The organism is Mesorhizobium sp. U510, assembly GCF_059180695.1.
The window spans coordinates 6,115,187-6,128,447 of sequence record NZ_CP180532.1 but is presented as its reverse complement, the minus strand read 5'-3'; the positions used below and the strand labels follow the sequence as shown (position 1 = coordinate 6,128,447).

General features: G+C 58.3%; 14 protein-coding genes. 4 read left to right on the top strand and 10 right to left on the bottom strand.

The window, feature by feature from the left end:
* Positions 1–470: 470 nt before the first annotated feature.
* On the bottom strand, positions 471–662 hold the full coding sequence (locus tag ACLGL5_RS31665; protein WP_027047172.1) for a hypothetical protein: 192 nt from the start codon (positions 660–662) through the stop codon (positions 471–473).
* Between the two features lie 526 nt (positions 663–1,188).
* On the opposite strand from ACLGL5_RS31665, the gene ACLGL5_RS31660 reads away from it, so the two are divergent.
* Positions 1,189–1,470: a hypothetical protein gene (locus ACLGL5_RS31660; protein ID WP_019859945.1), complete on the top strand. Its 282-nt coding sequence runs from the start codon at positions 1,189–1,191 to the stop codon at positions 1,468–1,470.
* Positions 1,471–2,570: 1,100 nt separating this feature from the next.
* Here the strand turns inward: ACLGL5_RS31660 and ACLGL5_RS31655 are convergent.
* The 4 genes from ACLGL5_RS31655 to ACLGL5_RS31640 form a co-directional block, all read right to left on the bottom strand.
* Complete coding sequence (locus tag ACLGL5_RS31655; protein ID WP_141700968.1) at positions 2,571–2,816, bottom strand: hypothetical protein; 246 nt, start codon at positions 2,814–2,816, stop codon at positions 2,571–2,573.
* A 331-nt stretch (positions 2,817–3,147) separates the two neighbouring features.
* A complete protein-coding gene (locus tag ACLGL5_RS31650; protein WP_069092835.1) occupies positions 3,148–3,393 on the bottom strand; it encodes a hypothetical protein in 246 nt (81 codons plus the stop codon).
* Positions 3,390–3,572, bottom strand: a complete 183-nt coding sequence (locus ACLGL5_RS31645; protein WP_069092834.1) for a hypothetical protein — start codon at positions 3,570–3,572, stop codon at positions 3,390–3,392. The genes ACLGL5_RS31650 and ACLGL5_RS31645 overlap by 4 nt, the downstream gene beginning before the upstream one ends.
* A complete protein-coding gene (locus ACLGL5_RS31640) occupies positions 3,569–4,054 on the bottom strand; it encodes an SOS response-associated peptidase family protein (RefSeq protein WP_069092833.1) in 486 nt (161 codons plus the stop codon). Before ACLGL5_RS31640 ends, ACLGL5_RS31645 begins: the two co-directional genes overlap by 4 nt.
* A 144-nt stretch (positions 4,055–4,198) precedes the next feature.
* On the opposite strand from ACLGL5_RS31640, the gene ACLGL5_RS31635 reads away from it, so the two are divergent.
* The gene (locus ACLGL5_RS31635; protein WP_020628965.1) at positions 4,199–4,330 is read left to right on the top strand and encodes a hypothetical protein; all 132 of its coding nucleotides are present in this window, start codon (positions 4,199–4,201) and stop codon (positions 4,328–4,330) included.
* 27 nt (positions 4,331–4,357) lie between these two features.
* On the opposite strand, the gene ACLGL5_RS31630 is transcribed toward ACLGL5_RS31635, so the two are convergent.
* Both ACLGL5_RS31630 and ACLGL5_RS31625 read right to left on the bottom strand, forming a co-directional pair.
* A complete protein-coding gene (locus ACLGL5_RS31630; protein ID WP_069092832.1) occupies positions 4,358–5,374 on the bottom strand; it encodes an ATP-dependent DNA ligase in 1,017 nt (338 codons plus the stop codon).
* A 125-nt stretch (positions 5,375–5,499) separates the two neighbouring features.
* The gene (locus tag ACLGL5_RS31625) at positions 5,500–6,132 is read right to left on the bottom strand and encodes an outer-membrane lipoprotein carrier protein LolA (protein ID WP_069092831.1); all 633 of its coding nucleotides are present in this window, start codon (positions 6,130–6,132) and stop codon (positions 5,500–5,502) included.
* A gap of 350 nt (positions 6,133–6,482) precedes the next feature.
* Between ACLGL5_RS31625 and ACLGL5_RS31620 the strand changes: the two genes are divergently transcribed.
* Both ACLGL5_RS31620 and ACLGL5_RS31615 read left to right on the top strand, forming a co-directional pair.
* Complete coding sequence (locus ACLGL5_RS31620) at positions 6,483–6,770, top strand: hypothetical protein (RefSeq protein ID WP_032920686.1); 288 nt, start codon at positions 6,483–6,485, stop codon at positions 6,768–6,770.
* Positions 6,771–7,180: 410 nt separating this feature from the next.
* Entirely contained in the window at positions 7,181–7,357 is a 177-nt protein-coding gene (locus ACLGL5_RS31615) for a hypothetical protein (protein ID WP_171903309.1), read from the top strand.
* On the opposite strand, the gene ACLGL5_RS31610 is transcribed toward ACLGL5_RS31615, so the two are convergent.
* From ACLGL5_RS31610 to ACLGL5_RS31600, 3 genes are all read right to left on the bottom strand, one after another.
* The gene (locus ACLGL5_RS31610) at positions 7,352–11,350 is read right to left on the bottom strand and encodes a GAF domain-containing protein (RefSeq protein ID WP_494372827.1); all 3,999 of its coding nucleotides are present in this window, start codon (positions 11,348–11,350) and stop codon (positions 7,352–7,354) included. The two genes, ACLGL5_RS31615 and ACLGL5_RS31610, sit on opposite strands and share 6 nt — an antisense overlap.
* A gap of 269 nt (positions 11,351–11,619) precedes the next feature.
* On the bottom strand, positions 11,620–12,681 hold the full coding sequence (locus ACLGL5_RS31605; protein ID WP_069092829.1) for a YihY/virulence factor BrkB family protein: 1,062 nt from the start codon (positions 12,679–12,681) through the stop codon (positions 11,620–11,622).
* A 356-nt stretch (positions 12,682–13,037) separates the two neighbouring features.
* Positions 13,038–13,220, bottom strand: coding sequence for a hypothetical protein (locus tag ACLGL5_RS31600; RefSeq protein ID WP_010915337.1), 183 nt, complete (start codon positions 13,218–13,220; stop codon positions 13,038–13,040).
* Positions 13,221–13,261: the final 41 nt, after the last annotated feature.

Sequence of the window (13,261 nt, the reverse complement as noted above, 5' to 3'; positions counted from 1 at the left end):
GGAAAAAGCCCGGCGCGGGGGCGCAACCGGCCTTTTCCTTCGGTGAACGACAGTGGCGCCTACGATCTTGGCGCCGACGGTCAAACATTAAATTAGAAAGTCTGAATAAGCCGTCGCAGGTTGAACCCCTCGCACGGCACACATACCCTCGAATATTGGCGAATGAGGCGCGCTATCATCTCCGGGAACATTAGCTGTCTCTGAAAGTTGATCAGCGCGGCAGGTGGGGTGCCCTCAATCGCCTTCTTGCCGAAGATCGGTATCCGATCGGCCCGCGCTCTCTCCGCCAGAGGAGTGCGGGCTTTCGACGTTACGGGGCAGCGATGGTCGACAAGCCTGCAACGACAAGACAAGCCGCAACGCTCGACACGGCGAAGGAGATCGGCGACAAGGTGCGGGTCCAGGAGATCACGTCGAAGCCCAGGGCAGTGCTAGGCTAAGCGATGGTAAGATCTTCCGGCGGCGTGAAATCACCGTTGTCTTAGGTGGCGTTCGAACATCGCCAGCTTGTATTCGTAGCCAATGCGCACCTTCGCCTTGCAGCCGTCGCATTTGAAACTGCCGATCGTTGTTACCCACGAACCCATTTTTTTCGTCGAGTGTGAACAGGCCGGACATTGAAACTCTATCGCCACGTCGCGCAGTTCATTGGACAGGGGCATCGCATCTCTCCGATTGACGAACCGCCGCCCATTTTACGGCAGCGGCAGACGGCCAAGGATCGCGGGACTTGCTGAAGTGTTGGAACGCCGCCCGCTCTGGCAACCTTTAGCGAGGTCTAATGTTCCAGCGCCTCGGAACCAAAGCCGCAACACCAGACCTTGTTAACTGCTTCTCTATGACAACCATGCCGTTTTGCCTTCTTAGCGAGTTTCCACCCCAGCAACGCGCCGCGCTTCAACGACCCCACATTTGGCGAGGGCACTCGATCCGACCTGCTCGCTCGTTCTGGCTTCTAAGGCAGGCCCGGCCGGCCGATTTCACGATCAAGCTTCGTCCCGCTGGCGTGAACTCAGCGTGATTTTGACAGGGGACACCTAAAGGCGGCTGTCTGCGGCGACCAACCGGCAAGCGTTGGCGCGATTAGTAATTGCCAATTCGTAAGGGCGCAGCCGGGAACCGGTTCGGGCAAATGGACGTTTCTTTTATAGGTCACGTCTTGTTGAATCGTGACAGGAGGATACTCAGATGAACATCAAGATGCTCACAGTGGGCGCGATTGCGCTTTCCATGATGACCGGTTCGGCTCTTGCCGCTGGCAACACATCTGCACTCGACGATCCGGCAAAGATGTCGCCGTTCTTCACCGATGCCGGCATGAAAACATTGAAGACGGAAAAGGATTTCAAGACCGCATGGGCGGCCATGAAACCCGATGAACAGAAAGCGGTGTTGAAAGATTGCGGCGATACCACGCTCAACAAGTCGCACGCAGATTTCTGCGCCATGGCAAAGAAGATGGGCGGCTGAATCTAGCCGGACGTCGAAGGCGGGCCCAAGGTCCGCCTTCGAGCAATAGCAGAGGAAGCGCTGCACAAGAGCATCATGAAGCCGCTGATATCGCCTACATGTGATCACTACCGGGCAACGCGTGTTCTGCATGAGACTCTGTTGAAGACGGTGCGAGAAGTGACCGGCAAGGGAAGTCGAGTTCATTCACTGGTTTGGAGGCGGTTCGGCCTAAGGTATCACCGGCGACGATCCTCCGTTCATCCGATGGGAACAGGACCTGGCGCGGCCGCCTGCGGCGTAGGTCAACAGGCTTAATTGCGGGATGGCTTACGTAGGGGTAAGTCAATTACGCGGGGAGGAACCCGAGCCCCCACCGCAATGGCCGGTGCGGTGTCCGTCGTGCCCCAACGCCCCCACCGCACCGGCCATTCCCCAACGTTGGCTACAGCCGATCGGAGACAGGAAGCCCGAGGCGTCGTCGTTGGCCTTCGGCGTACGCCAGGGCGAACGAATCCAATTCGAATGATCGGGTCAGTTCTTCGTCGCCATCGACCACACGGACGAACCACTGCCGGAGGCTTCGATCAGCAGGAATCAACCAGAGAAACATCTCAACGAACCAGCGGTTTATCGTTTTCTCAGGTGGCGCTCAAAAATCGCCAGCTTGTCTTCGTAGCCAATCCTCACCTTCGTCTCGCAGCTTTCGCATTTGAAGCTGCCGACCGTTCTCAGCCAGGATCCCTTTCTCACCGTCGGATATGAACAGACCGGACAGTGAAACTCGATCGCTACATCGCGCAGTTCATCGGACAAGGGCATGGCACTTCGTCTCTTCCACTCGGGCAAAACCGGTGCTCAAAACGAATGGAGGAGCCGATGGGTTTCATCGGAATCAGAATTTTCGTACAAGCACTCGCACCAGCCAAGTAGATCGGCGACAGGTGCGGGTCGAGGAGATCAAGCCGACGCCGAAGAAGCGTTGACGGTGCGCGATGGAACATTCGGCGCCGCGTATGGTTTCTGATGCGGCCGAGGCCACCCGCGTCGGCAAGACCCTCCACCGTTACCCGTGGGACGCCCGTCGCTGCCGTGAATGGGGGACGGGTCTAAAACAGGCGTCAATCGCCGCCCAGCCTTGAAGGGGCACTTTTGCCGAACTTAGGGTTTTGGTCGCCTGGTACGCCATTGAACGCCGAGCCGGGGCTTTCTTCCGCCTGACTGTTCCATTGCGTTTTTGGCAGTTCGATGAACAATTCAAAGACAGACCATCCCACCGCCATAACAAAAACGGTAGCCGCGATGATTGGAAGGATGCCCATCCGTGGGGGTTTCTCTTCTGAACCATCGGGGGTTATCGAAATCACACTCTGGTCCTGCCACCACCAAACGGATGCCGTGTTAATCCAGCACGCGTCGAAATGTTCCAGGGGGTAAGCTAAAGGCCCCCTTTCGGATGCGCTTGACGATTTCAGGCAACTTTTTGGAGGGCGGGCTCGTAAAGCAATTTAGTCGCCCTGTTATGTCCCTCATGCCGGGGCGGCTGGCTCGCTGAGATTTCGTTGGGGTTATTCTCGGCGAGCCTACATCTCGCAATTTTCGATGATGCCTGCTTCACCGTCGGGAAGCTTGTGGCCCGGCTCCTTCCTAAGCCTCACCCCAGCACCACCGCCATTCATCGGAATCCCGATTAGGACCCTAAAATGGCCTGCCGGCGCGCATCATGGCCCGAGCGATTGCGAGCTGTGTTTCCGTCCTCGCGTTCTCTTTCTGAGTCATATTGTCCGCTGCGATCAGCCGCTTCATTGACTGCAGAGTTTCGCCGCGCGACCAGCCGGCCTCCAGCATGCAATCAACGATGGCCTGGAAGCCGGGCTCCATCGCCTCCTGGCAGTCGATGACTCGGTCTGGATAATCGTTCGCTTCTCTTGGTCGACTGATCATCTCACCCCCGCCAAATAGCTGTCGCCGTGTTCGCGATGTTCGAAACAGACCAATGTGATGGTTGTCGGCTTTGCAAATCCGAACGGCGCGCGCTTCCCGCACACGTCAAACTCGCAGACATGATTTTCGATCCGTCCACTTTGCCGCGCCGCCGTCATGCCTTCGGCAAGCTCGCTCATAGCGGATTGATCGGTCCGACCAGGGCAGGGTGATCATTCGGCTGCCTGTTTATGACGGTCGAATTGACGTCGCGCCCAACTCGGTTGAACTGCAACTGGCCGTCGATGTCGTGGCTGAGGATGTCTCTTTCAGATATTCCTTCGGCGTCCCCGGGTCGAGCCATGCGTCGTAATAGGCCTGGTCGAGGATTGCCGGCTGCCGGTCGTGGGTTTTTCATTCGGCTCGCCGGCCGGCTGGGGATGATTGTGCAGCTGGCGACATCGAGATTAGTGTTATACGCCCAGAGCCCGACGAACGAAAAAGGCGCGTAGTCCGGCAGGTAGATGTGCCAAGGATCTTTCTTGCCGCCGGCCGACGAGATCGTCCATTCGTAGAAGCCATCGGCCGGGATCAGGCAGCGTTTCGACTTGAATACGTCCCGGAAGGCCGCTGCGGTATCGATGCCTTCAATCCTGGCGTTGAACATGGCCGCCTTAGGCATCTCTTTTGCCCAGAACAGAACAAGCCACCAGCGGCCCTCGCACAAGCTATGGCTGCCGTTTTCGACGGCGGTGACCTCGACTCAAACGATTGGAACATTAGCGATCCTTAAGGGTTGTCTCGGAGAACCCTTTTGGTGGAACCCATGGCCGAGCTGACATTCGCTTTCGTTTATTATTTAGGGCTGACGGGCAGCGATATGGTCGGCGCTGCCGTGTCATTAGCGGCGGGCCTGCTTGTCTATAACGCCATGCGCGAAGATCAGCCACATCGATAGTGCACCCGGCGCACCAGTAGGCTTCGACTATTCTATCTGCCCAAACGTACATTGGCTTGGCTCCTTGTCCGGGCGCCAGCGCAAAAGCTTCGTTCCATGCCGGAAGCGGTTGCCGGTGACCTGGTCGAAGCGAACCTCCACGACCAGCTCCGGTCTGACCGGCTCCCATTCGCCACTACGCTCGGTGCTCCAGCGGCTCGGGCCGCCCGGCGCCTTGCCGGTGAAGCCGGATCCGCCAAGCAGATGTCCCAGCCTTTGCGTCAGCACCGCACGCTCGTCATTGGCGATGGTTGATGTGAAGCCGACATGGTCGAGCAGACCATCGCCATTGTATAGCCCGAGCAGCAGCGATCCAACCTGTCGTTTGCCCTTTTGATAGCGGAACCCACCCACTACGCAGTCGGCCGTGCGCAGGGGCTTTACCTTCACCATCGCACGTTCGCCCGGCTTGTAGGGATCGTTGAGCAGCTTGGCCACGACGCCGTCCGTGGCACCGCCGGTACCAGCACCCTTCAACCACTTGTCCGCCGTCGCCAGGCTCGTGGTGGCCGGCGAAAGCCGCAAGGTCTTGGTCTTTGCCTTGGCAACCAAGTCTTCAGCTTCTGCGCGCCGATCGTGCAATGGCAGTTCGACCAGCAGCCGACCTCCCGGGGCCACAAGCATGTCGAAGACGACCAGCTGCGCGGGAGTTTCTCGACTGAGCTTGCGGATGCGGCTCTCTGCGGGATGAAGCCGCATCTGCAGCGCGTCGAAAGAGGCACGGTCCTCGATCTCCACCATGATTTCACCGTCGATGACGAATTCGGTTGCCGCAAGCGCACTCAAGGCCGCCATCAGTTCGGGAAAATAGCGACCGAGCGGTTTGCCGGATTTTGCCCTGAGATCGACAGCCTTGCCGCTCTTGAAGCCGATGCAGCGGAAGCCATCCCATTTCGGTTCGTACTGCCAGAGACCGTCTTCTCGCGGCAACGCCTCCGCCGTGCGTGCCTCCATAGGCTGCGTGTTCAAGGGTAAGGGAAACTCGACGTCAGATGCCGTTACCATTGCTCTTCCGTATTGCGATGGGGCAGATTGCCGACGCCCGCTTTTCGTTCTTTGACTGGCTGTCGAGCGATTTCGGCGGGCCTCTCCTCGATCGACGTGGAGTGACAAGCGCAAAAGACTAGCAGCTATTTCGTTGTGGTGTTGAATTCACGATTTGCAGCGTAGTCGATCATGAAGGTGCCTGGAGGGGCACGAACGCCTTCCCTCACATTCGAGATAGTGACTGTCGTGCTCTGTCCTCTTTCGTCGGTGATGCTCCATCTGCGCAGATCGAGTGATTTCCTATCGAAGACCATAGTGATGTTCGAGTTTCCGAAGGCCGACTTGTCGGCCAGCTTGATGGTAACCTGGGCGCCATCGTCTTTGATGCCTTTGAGGCGATTGCCAGAGAATTTGACCTTGTCGTCCAGTAGAAGCTTGAGCGGCGTCTTCGAAAGAGCATAGAGGCGCGATGTCTTCAGCTTTTTGTTATAGACTACGACGGATTGTCCATCTGCGATTAAGCTGATCCCTGATTGGCCGGTATAATTGAACCGAATCTTTCCCGGGCGTTGGAGAAAAAATCTACCGCTGGTCTTTTCACCTCTTGGGTCAGACTGGACGAAGTCCCCGGACATGGATTTTACGGATGAGAAGTGGTCGGCAATCGCCACCGCATCTACAGGCGCGGCCGAGACCGCAGGGGTAAGTTCGAAATTTATCGCGCTAGCGCTCACGACCACAAAGCAGAAAGCCAGCAATCTCCTGATCTTTTCCATTCACGTATCCAACTTCAAGCGGGTGCTTGATCGAAACAGATGGGGCTCCAGCGCAAATCTGGTCTTGCCGATTGCGATACAATGCCCGGCTTCGCTGGCGTGCCGAAGACAGCTGGATGGCTCTCGGACCGCTCCGCCAGCAACCGCCGCCTTTTGAGCCGCCGCCCTGCTGCGCACCCAAGCTCCCGGCGAAGAACATGGTGACCAGCGCCATGGAGTCGGTTTCGTGCTGCTTTCGCGGCCGCTCCACTCACTAAATCGTACGTGCGTGATGCCCGGCTCTCCACTTTGAGAGCCGGGCCAAAAAGCTTCGGTCAATATCCGTTGTTGTCCTCCTGCTGAATGACAACGTGGCGGTGACGATGGTGCGATCTATCCATCGGCCCTCGGATAATGACGGCGTCGGAGCGGTGATGACGGCGGCCGTGGTCGTAGAATGCAATATCCCCATGGCGGCGGTGATGGAGACGATGTCCTTCACGGTAGACAACCACGCGGTCATTGTTCCAGTGATGGTGTCGGTGATGTCGATGAGTCTGGACTACGATCGCGTCGGCCGAGGCCACGGACGGTACGAGAAGGCACAGTGCCAAAGCACCAAGTATGACGGCTTTCATTTAAGATCCTCAACTAATTAAGACGGCCCTTCGCCAGCTTAACATTGTGCGATCGCTTTGGTTCCGACATGAAAAGCGTGCGCAGGCTGTTCTTGCCGAACTTTGGATGCTCATGATGGAGAGCCAAAACGCGCAGGCCTCTTAACAAGCTGACTTATGAACAGCAGCGTCGAAAGTCCGTCTGCGGTAACTGTGCCGAGACAAAGATTCCTGTCGATTCCTCCACTGAAGCGAGGGCAATCAGTTTGGATCACCGTTTCAGCAGAAACCGTTGGAGAGCCGCCACGTAGCCCGGCCTTTTATATCCGAGTCACACACGCAATTCCGGCCACTCAAATATTGCAACATTAGGCACTCGGCGTCGGGGGTGCCGCGGAGGCGTTCCTGCCAGATCACTGGTTGATGGAAACGAGGACTGCCTTGCAGAGATCTTGAAGGGCCCGTGGCAAGACATCAAAGCTGTTGTGCAAACATTCCAGAAGCTGGCTCAGCTTCCAGGCTTCCTCGGTCACGATCCGGCACTGTTCGGGCAATGGGAGATCGCCGGCGGCCATGGAAGCGCCGAGCGCGTCAAGCTTCGAGATCTGCTCGGCTGGTGGGCACTATGAAGGATCGTCGAGAATCGTCCTCACCTTTTCGGCAAGGTCTTCAAGGCTGAAAGGCTTAGGCAAAAGCTGCGTTCCAGGATCGAGGATTCCGTTGTGAACGATGGCGTTGCGCGTGTAGCCCGTGGTGTAGAGAACCTTGAGCTTGGGATTGCCCCTGCGCAAGATATCCACCAACTGACGTCCGGACATCTCCGGCATAACCACGTCGGTGAAGAGCAGGGACAATTGCTGTCCAGCTTCAATCATCTTGATCGCTTCGTTAGGACCACTGGCTTCGACGACCGTATAGCCAAGTTCGCGCAATGCTTCGGCCGATACTGCGCGGACGCGATCCTCGTCTTCAACCACCATGACGATTTCGCTTGGCACGCCGCCATCTATCGACCTTGATTTGAGCTCGGGAGAATCCTGCTCGGTGCCGCCATAATGCCGTGGCAGATAGATCTTGATCGTCGTGCCAACGCCGGGCTCGGAGTATATTCTTACGTTGCCGCCCGATTGCCGGACAAAACCGTAAACCTGGCTCAGGCCAAGCCCGGTGCCCTTGCCAACGCCCTTGGTCGTGTAGAAGGGATCGAAGGCCTTGGCGAGGACGTCCGTGGTCATACCCGTGCCGGTATCGGTAACTGCAATCAGCACGAATTGTCCGGCCGCAATGGCGGACTCACGAGCGTATCGCTCATCGACATAGGCGTTCGACGTCTCGATGGTCAGCTTACCGCCGTTGGGCATGGCGTCGCGTGCGTTGACCGACAGGTTGAGCAGGGCACTTTCAAGCTGACTGGGATCGGCCTTGACCTGCCAGAGGCCGGCTCCGAACGCCGTCTCGACCTTGATCGTTTCCCCAAGTGTGCGCATCAACAGCTCGGTCATTCCGCCGACCAGGCGGTTGGCGTTGATAGGCTCCGGCTTGAGCGGTTGTTGTCGTGAGAAGGCCAGCAGCCGCTGGGTGAGGGCGGCGGCGCGGTGGGCCCCATCCATGGCGCCTTCGACAAACCGACCAACGTCTGTCTCACCTTTGGACAATTTGCGCTGAAGCAGATTGAGCCCACCGATGATGACGGCAAGCATGTTGTTGAAGTCGTGCGCAATGCCACCTGTCAACTGACCGACCGCATCCATCTTTTGAACCTGCCGCAGCTGTTCCTCTGCCTTCGAACGTTCCGCCACTTCGTCGATGACGCGTTGTTCCAGCGTGGAGTTGAGCGTCTGCAGTGCGGCCTCGGCACGCCGCCTTTCAGACAGCTCGCGTTCGGCTGACTGGAAGAGGCGGGCATTGTCGATCGCGGTTGCGGCATGGCCGGCGATGCCCAGAAGGGCACTTTCGTGTTCAGGACCAAACTTGCCGGTCTCCGCGTGTCCAAAGAACAAACCGCCTAGAACTTCGCCGGAGTTCGACACGACTGGCACGGCCAGATAGGAGCGAACCGGGAGATGGCCTTCCGGCATGCCCTTGTGCGGCGCATTCTTGCCGTACCGCCGATCCTTGAGGATATCGTCCGACCGAACGACGCCTTTCCCGAGGAAAGTCGGTTCGAACACCGCGGTCGCACGTGGCATGGGGTAATTCTGGAAGGCCGAGCGCGGAGCGCCTGACAGGGCATAGAGCATGTAGCTGCCGCCCTGAGCGTCGAGCACGTTGTAGAAGAAAGCCCCAAACTGGGCTCCGGAAAGCTCGACGCCGGCATCGGTGGTGATTTGCACGATCTTGTCGAGATCGAGTTCCGCAGCGACCGCCGCGCCGGTATCGTTCATGATCTTGAGGTGGCGCTCTGCTTTTTTGCGATCCGAAATGTCGATAACCGTGCCGATAAATCGAACGGCCTTGCTGGCTTCGAAAATGGCATGGCCGCTCGCCGCCACCCAACGCTCTATCCTGTCCTCCAGGCCAATTGTTCGGTACTCGATGTTAAATCCTTCAAGACTGTCTGGAGCGATTGCTCGCCGGACCGCCTCATCTGCCCGGATACGGTCATCTGGATGGAGGCCGGCGATGAAGGAGCCCTCATAGGTAACCTCATCGTCCGACGTAATGCCGAACAACGCCCGGCATTGTGCGTCCCACCGCAAATGGTCAGCGACCGGGTCGTAATCCCAGATGCCGATTGCGGCCGCCTGGGTAGCCAGGCTCAAGCGTTCCGCGGTCTCGGCAGCGCTCTGATCCGACCTCACCCTTTCTATATGCGCCCACGACCGCTCCGTTACCTCTGTGAGAAGTGCAAGCTCATTCTGAGTCCAGACCCGCGGAGCGCTGTCGTGGATCGCCATCAGCGCGGTCAGGCGCCCCTCCTTGACAAGGGGCATGCAGATGGTGGCGGCGATGCCGATGTCCTGAAACGTCGCGGCTTCTTCGAGCGGCAACTCGACGTGATTGTCGTTGATGATCAGAGGCAGGCCCTGATGGAGCTTGCCCACGGCGAGCTGGCCAAAATCCCGAAGACTGTAGTAGCCGACGATGCTCGAAGACCCTTGCCGGTGCCAGTCTCCCCGGATCGTGAAGTGGTCCTGGTCAGGCTCCATATCGGCATAGGCACAGATTGCGACGCCGAGATACTCGCCAAGCATCCTAGTCGTGATCTCGAGCACCGCGTCCGCGTCCGAACTTTTCGAGGTTTCTTTCCCCAGTGCGTCGAGGAAGCGCAAGCGAGCTTCATTCTGTCGCAACTCCGCCTGCGCGCGCCGTCGTTCGACTGCGGTACGCGTTCGCTCCGCCATCTCGCGAACGAATTCGATCTCTTCTGTCGACCAGGATCTGGGCCTGTTGTGATTGAGGTAGAGCAGGGCCACAAAGCCAGCCCGTTCGGTGACCGGCATGTTGATGAGGGATTGAGCGCTGATCGCTTTCAGTGCCTCTGGGTTCTGGCTTGTCCGCGGATCTGTGTCAGCATCCTCAAGGACAACAGTGATGCCGCGCTTCAGGTCATCGATATACGTGCCGTAGTCGCGGAAATGCAGCACCCCGGCCAAACTCTTGATCCCCGGGGCGTTCCAGTCGCGTTCGATGGAGATGGTCTCGTTCGCGAGATCGATCGTTCCATATCCGGCCCGGCTTACATCCAGTTCCCGCCCAATGATTTCGGCTGCGGCGTAGGCCAGGTCGTCAGGGTCTTCGACCAGCCGCACGAGGTCCCCAAGCTCAGCGAGCGCAGCACTCCGCTTTCTCGCACGAAATGTCTCGGTGACGTCAAACCCTTCGCAGAATATCCCTGTGATGAGGTTCCCGCCGTCGTAGAGGGGAGCGTAGATAAACGTCAGGTGGCGCGTCTCCTCGGGACTATCCGCCGAGCGGCGAAATCGGACCGGAAGGCCCTGCGCTTCAAACGTCGTACCGCTGCGGAAGACGTCGTCGAGGCGTTCAAAAAAACCTTGTCCCTCCAGGCTGGGAACGGCATCTCGAATGGGTCTCGAGAGCCAATCACCGCTGTTGAAAACCTGGCGATGGGCGTCATTCACGAATTCAACGACATGGTCGCGACCGCGCATGATAATGATGAAGCCTGGTGCTTGTTCGAACAGATGGATCTGACGTTCAGCAGCGAGGCGTTCGCGCTTTTCGGCCAGAAATCGATCCGTGGTTTCCGTGCAGACGCCAAACAGACCGCCGGTCGTCCCAGTCTCCGGCTGCGCTATGGGGTTGTAGGAGAACGCGAAATGGGTCTCTTCCGGCGCACCGTGCTTGTCGATTCGGATCTCAATGTCGTCCATATGTACAGATTGGCCCTGGTAAACCAGATCAAACATCGGGCCGATCGTCTCCCATGCCTCTGCCCAGACCTGTTGGCTGGGCAGCCCGAGAGCGGTCGGGTGCTTCCGGCCAAGGATAGGGATGAAGGCATCGTTGTAGAGCCAGATGCGGTCCTGGCCCCAGACGACGAACATAGGTTGTGCAGAGCCTAGAATGAGATCGACGAGTGTCTTCAGCTCTGTGGGCCATGAAGAGACCGGCCCGATAGATGTAGCGCCCCAACCAAACGAACCGATACGCTCAGCCATGTCTCCGGCGCTGCGAAACGCGGCGCTCGCCCTGTCCTTGCTGGATGGTCCCAAGATATCCCCCGAAATATCGAACCGGACAAAACGGCGGAACTCGGTTTTGGTTGCACGGCAAGGTAGGGCAGCGGGCGCCGCATGAAAGCAGACGCGGTATCGACATCGCTGTTCAATTTTTCCTTGAAAGCACGTTGTCTCAGGTGACCCAGCAGACCAGTCGCTGACAGGACCCGAACACGCATTCTCGCTGACAGTGCGTGTTCGTTAGATAGTCAGTCTGCGGTTTTGCCCAAAGTGTCCGCTACCACGGCACCCCGCTTGCCCATGGGCAGTGGAGGGCCGGTGGTCGAGTCCACCGCTGTCTGGTGCTCCATCTCGGCATTGATGGCTGCGCCAGCAATGAGGATGATGACGGAAATCCACGTCCACATCATCAAACCGACAACAGCGCCGAGCGACCCGTAGGTGGCGTTGTAGTTGGCAAAATGCTGCAGATAGAACGAGAACAGCCACGACGCTGCGATCCATGCTGCGGTCGCAATCAAGGCGCCCCAACTCAGCCAGCGCCACTTGGCGCGTTCGCGGCTCGGTCCGAAGCGATAAAGCAGGGATATTCCGGTCAGCATCGCGGCGACCAGGATCGGCCACCGGGATACTGCGACAAGCGTCTCTGTCCACGCATCAAGATAGAAATAGCGCAAAAGTGCGGGAACGACGCCCACGGTCAGGAGCAGCACGATGCCGATAAGCAACGCTCCGACGGTGAACAGGATCGACATCAGGTTGAGCGTGATGAAGCTGCGTTTCTCCCGTTCCTCATAGGCGATGTTCATCGCATCAAAGAGGGCCTTCATGCCGCTGTTGGAACTCCACAGTGCGATACCAAGGCCGATGAAGAAGCCTATGCCAAGAGCACCGGGCTTCTGCATGGCCAAGGCTTGCAGCTGACCTCGAATGAGGTCCAGCCCCCCTGACGGAAGCAATCCGCCGAGATATGCGACATGGTCCGCAACCGTAACCGGGTCCGCGACAAAGCCATAAATTGAAATGAACGCAGCCAAAGCCGGGAAGAGCGCCAGCAGCAAGTAGAACGTGGCACCGGCCGCGACGAGCAGAACCCGGTCCTTGTTGAATTCCTCCCACAGGCGCCAGAAAATATCCTTCCAGCCTAGGGCTGGTATCTGGGATGGCCACGCCGCGTCGCGCCCGCGATCGCCATCCTCTGATCTCAGAGCCGCCTTGCTCTGTTCAGTTGTTGATGCAGCGCGACTTGCGGCTTCTCCGTCGATCAACGACGCATCATTGCCGGGTGCTGTCCTCACTTTGCGCCACATTCGGCCAGAACTCTATGGCGAGCGACCAGTGGGCTGCCACGACCCGGGCCTGGGTTGCGGTCGAGCGCTTCCACCAATTCGCCTCCTAATGCCCTGACTCATGTCCTCAACGTCGTGAGCGGCAAAGCTGTTCCCGCTACGCCTCAAAGAGCGACCACGTCGTCGGGCTGCAGAATGATTTTCGGCAGGCGCGCATCTTTTTCAGACAAATCGACGTTCGAACAAGTGCCCATCAGAGGATAAAAAGTTGAAAGCGTTGAGTGAAGCCGATCTCACATCGAGGCGGTGCTCGAGGAAGCTACCGCTCAGATCGTCAACCGAACGGCTCACTTTTTCGGCGCGTGAAACATCCGCGGTCAGTTGGCGGACTTCTTCTTGGCCGCCGCTGGATTTTGACCGGTCGCCGCCGACGTCTTGGCGTCCTTGGAATGAGCCGCGATAGCTGGGCCGGCGCCGGTTGCCTTGCGCATGTCTCCACTCGATTTGTCGGCTGGCGCCTTGCGACCCAGGCCGGAGAAGAATCTGCTGAAAAAGCCCATGTCATACTCCTGTTCGCGCCCTGAGACGCCGATGCGTTGAT

What these genes read in the sequence shown, in the direction of transcription:
- ACLGL5_RS31600 (WP_010915337.1), bottom strand. Translation starts at nt 13,220, where the DNA reads ATGGGCTTTTTCAGCAGATTCTTCTCCGGCCTGGGTCGCAAGGCGCCA.
- ACLGL5_RS31665 (WP_027047172.1), bottom strand. Translation starts at nt 662, where the DNA reads ATGCCCCTGTCCAATGAACTGCGCGACGTGGCGATAGAGTTTCAATGT.
- ACLGL5_RS31645 (WP_069092834.1), bottom strand. Translation starts at nt 3,572, where the DNA reads ATGAGCGAGCTTGCCGAAGGCATGACGGCGGCGCGGCAAAGTGGACGG.
- ACLGL5_RS31650 (WP_069092835.1), bottom strand. Translation starts at nt 3,393, where the DNA reads ATGATCAGTCGACCAAGAGAAGCGAACGATTATCCAGACCGAGTCATC.
- ACLGL5_RS31635 (WP_020628965.1), top strand. Translation starts at nt 4,199, where the DNA reads ATGGCCGAGCTGACATTCGCTTTCGTTTATTATTTAGGGCTGACGGGC.
- ACLGL5_RS31605 (WP_069092829.1), bottom strand. Translation starts at nt 12,681, where the DNA reads ATGTGGCGCAAAGTGAGGACAGCACCCGGCAATGATGCGTCGTTGATC.
- ACLGL5_RS31625 (WP_069092831.1), bottom strand. Translation starts at nt 6,132, where the DNA reads ATGGAAAAGATCAGGAGATTGCTGGCTTTCTGCTTTGTGGTCGTGAGC.
- ACLGL5_RS31630 (WP_069092832.1), bottom strand. Translation starts at nt 5,374, where the DNA reads ATGGTAACGGCATCTGACGTCGAGTTTCCCTTACCCTTGAACACGCAG.
- ACLGL5_RS31610 (WP_494372827.1), bottom strand. Translation starts at nt 11,350, where the DNA reads ATGGCTGAGCGTATCGGTTCGTTTGGTTGGGGCGCTACATCTATCGGG.
- ACLGL5_RS31640 (WP_069092833.1), bottom strand. Translation starts at nt 4,054, where the DNA reads ATGCCTAAGGCGGCCATGTTCAACGCCAGGATTGAAGGCATCGATACC.
- ACLGL5_RS31660 (WP_019859945.1), top strand. Translation starts at nt 1,189, where the DNA reads ATGAACATCAAGATGCTCACAGTGGGCGCGATTGCGCTTTCCATGATG.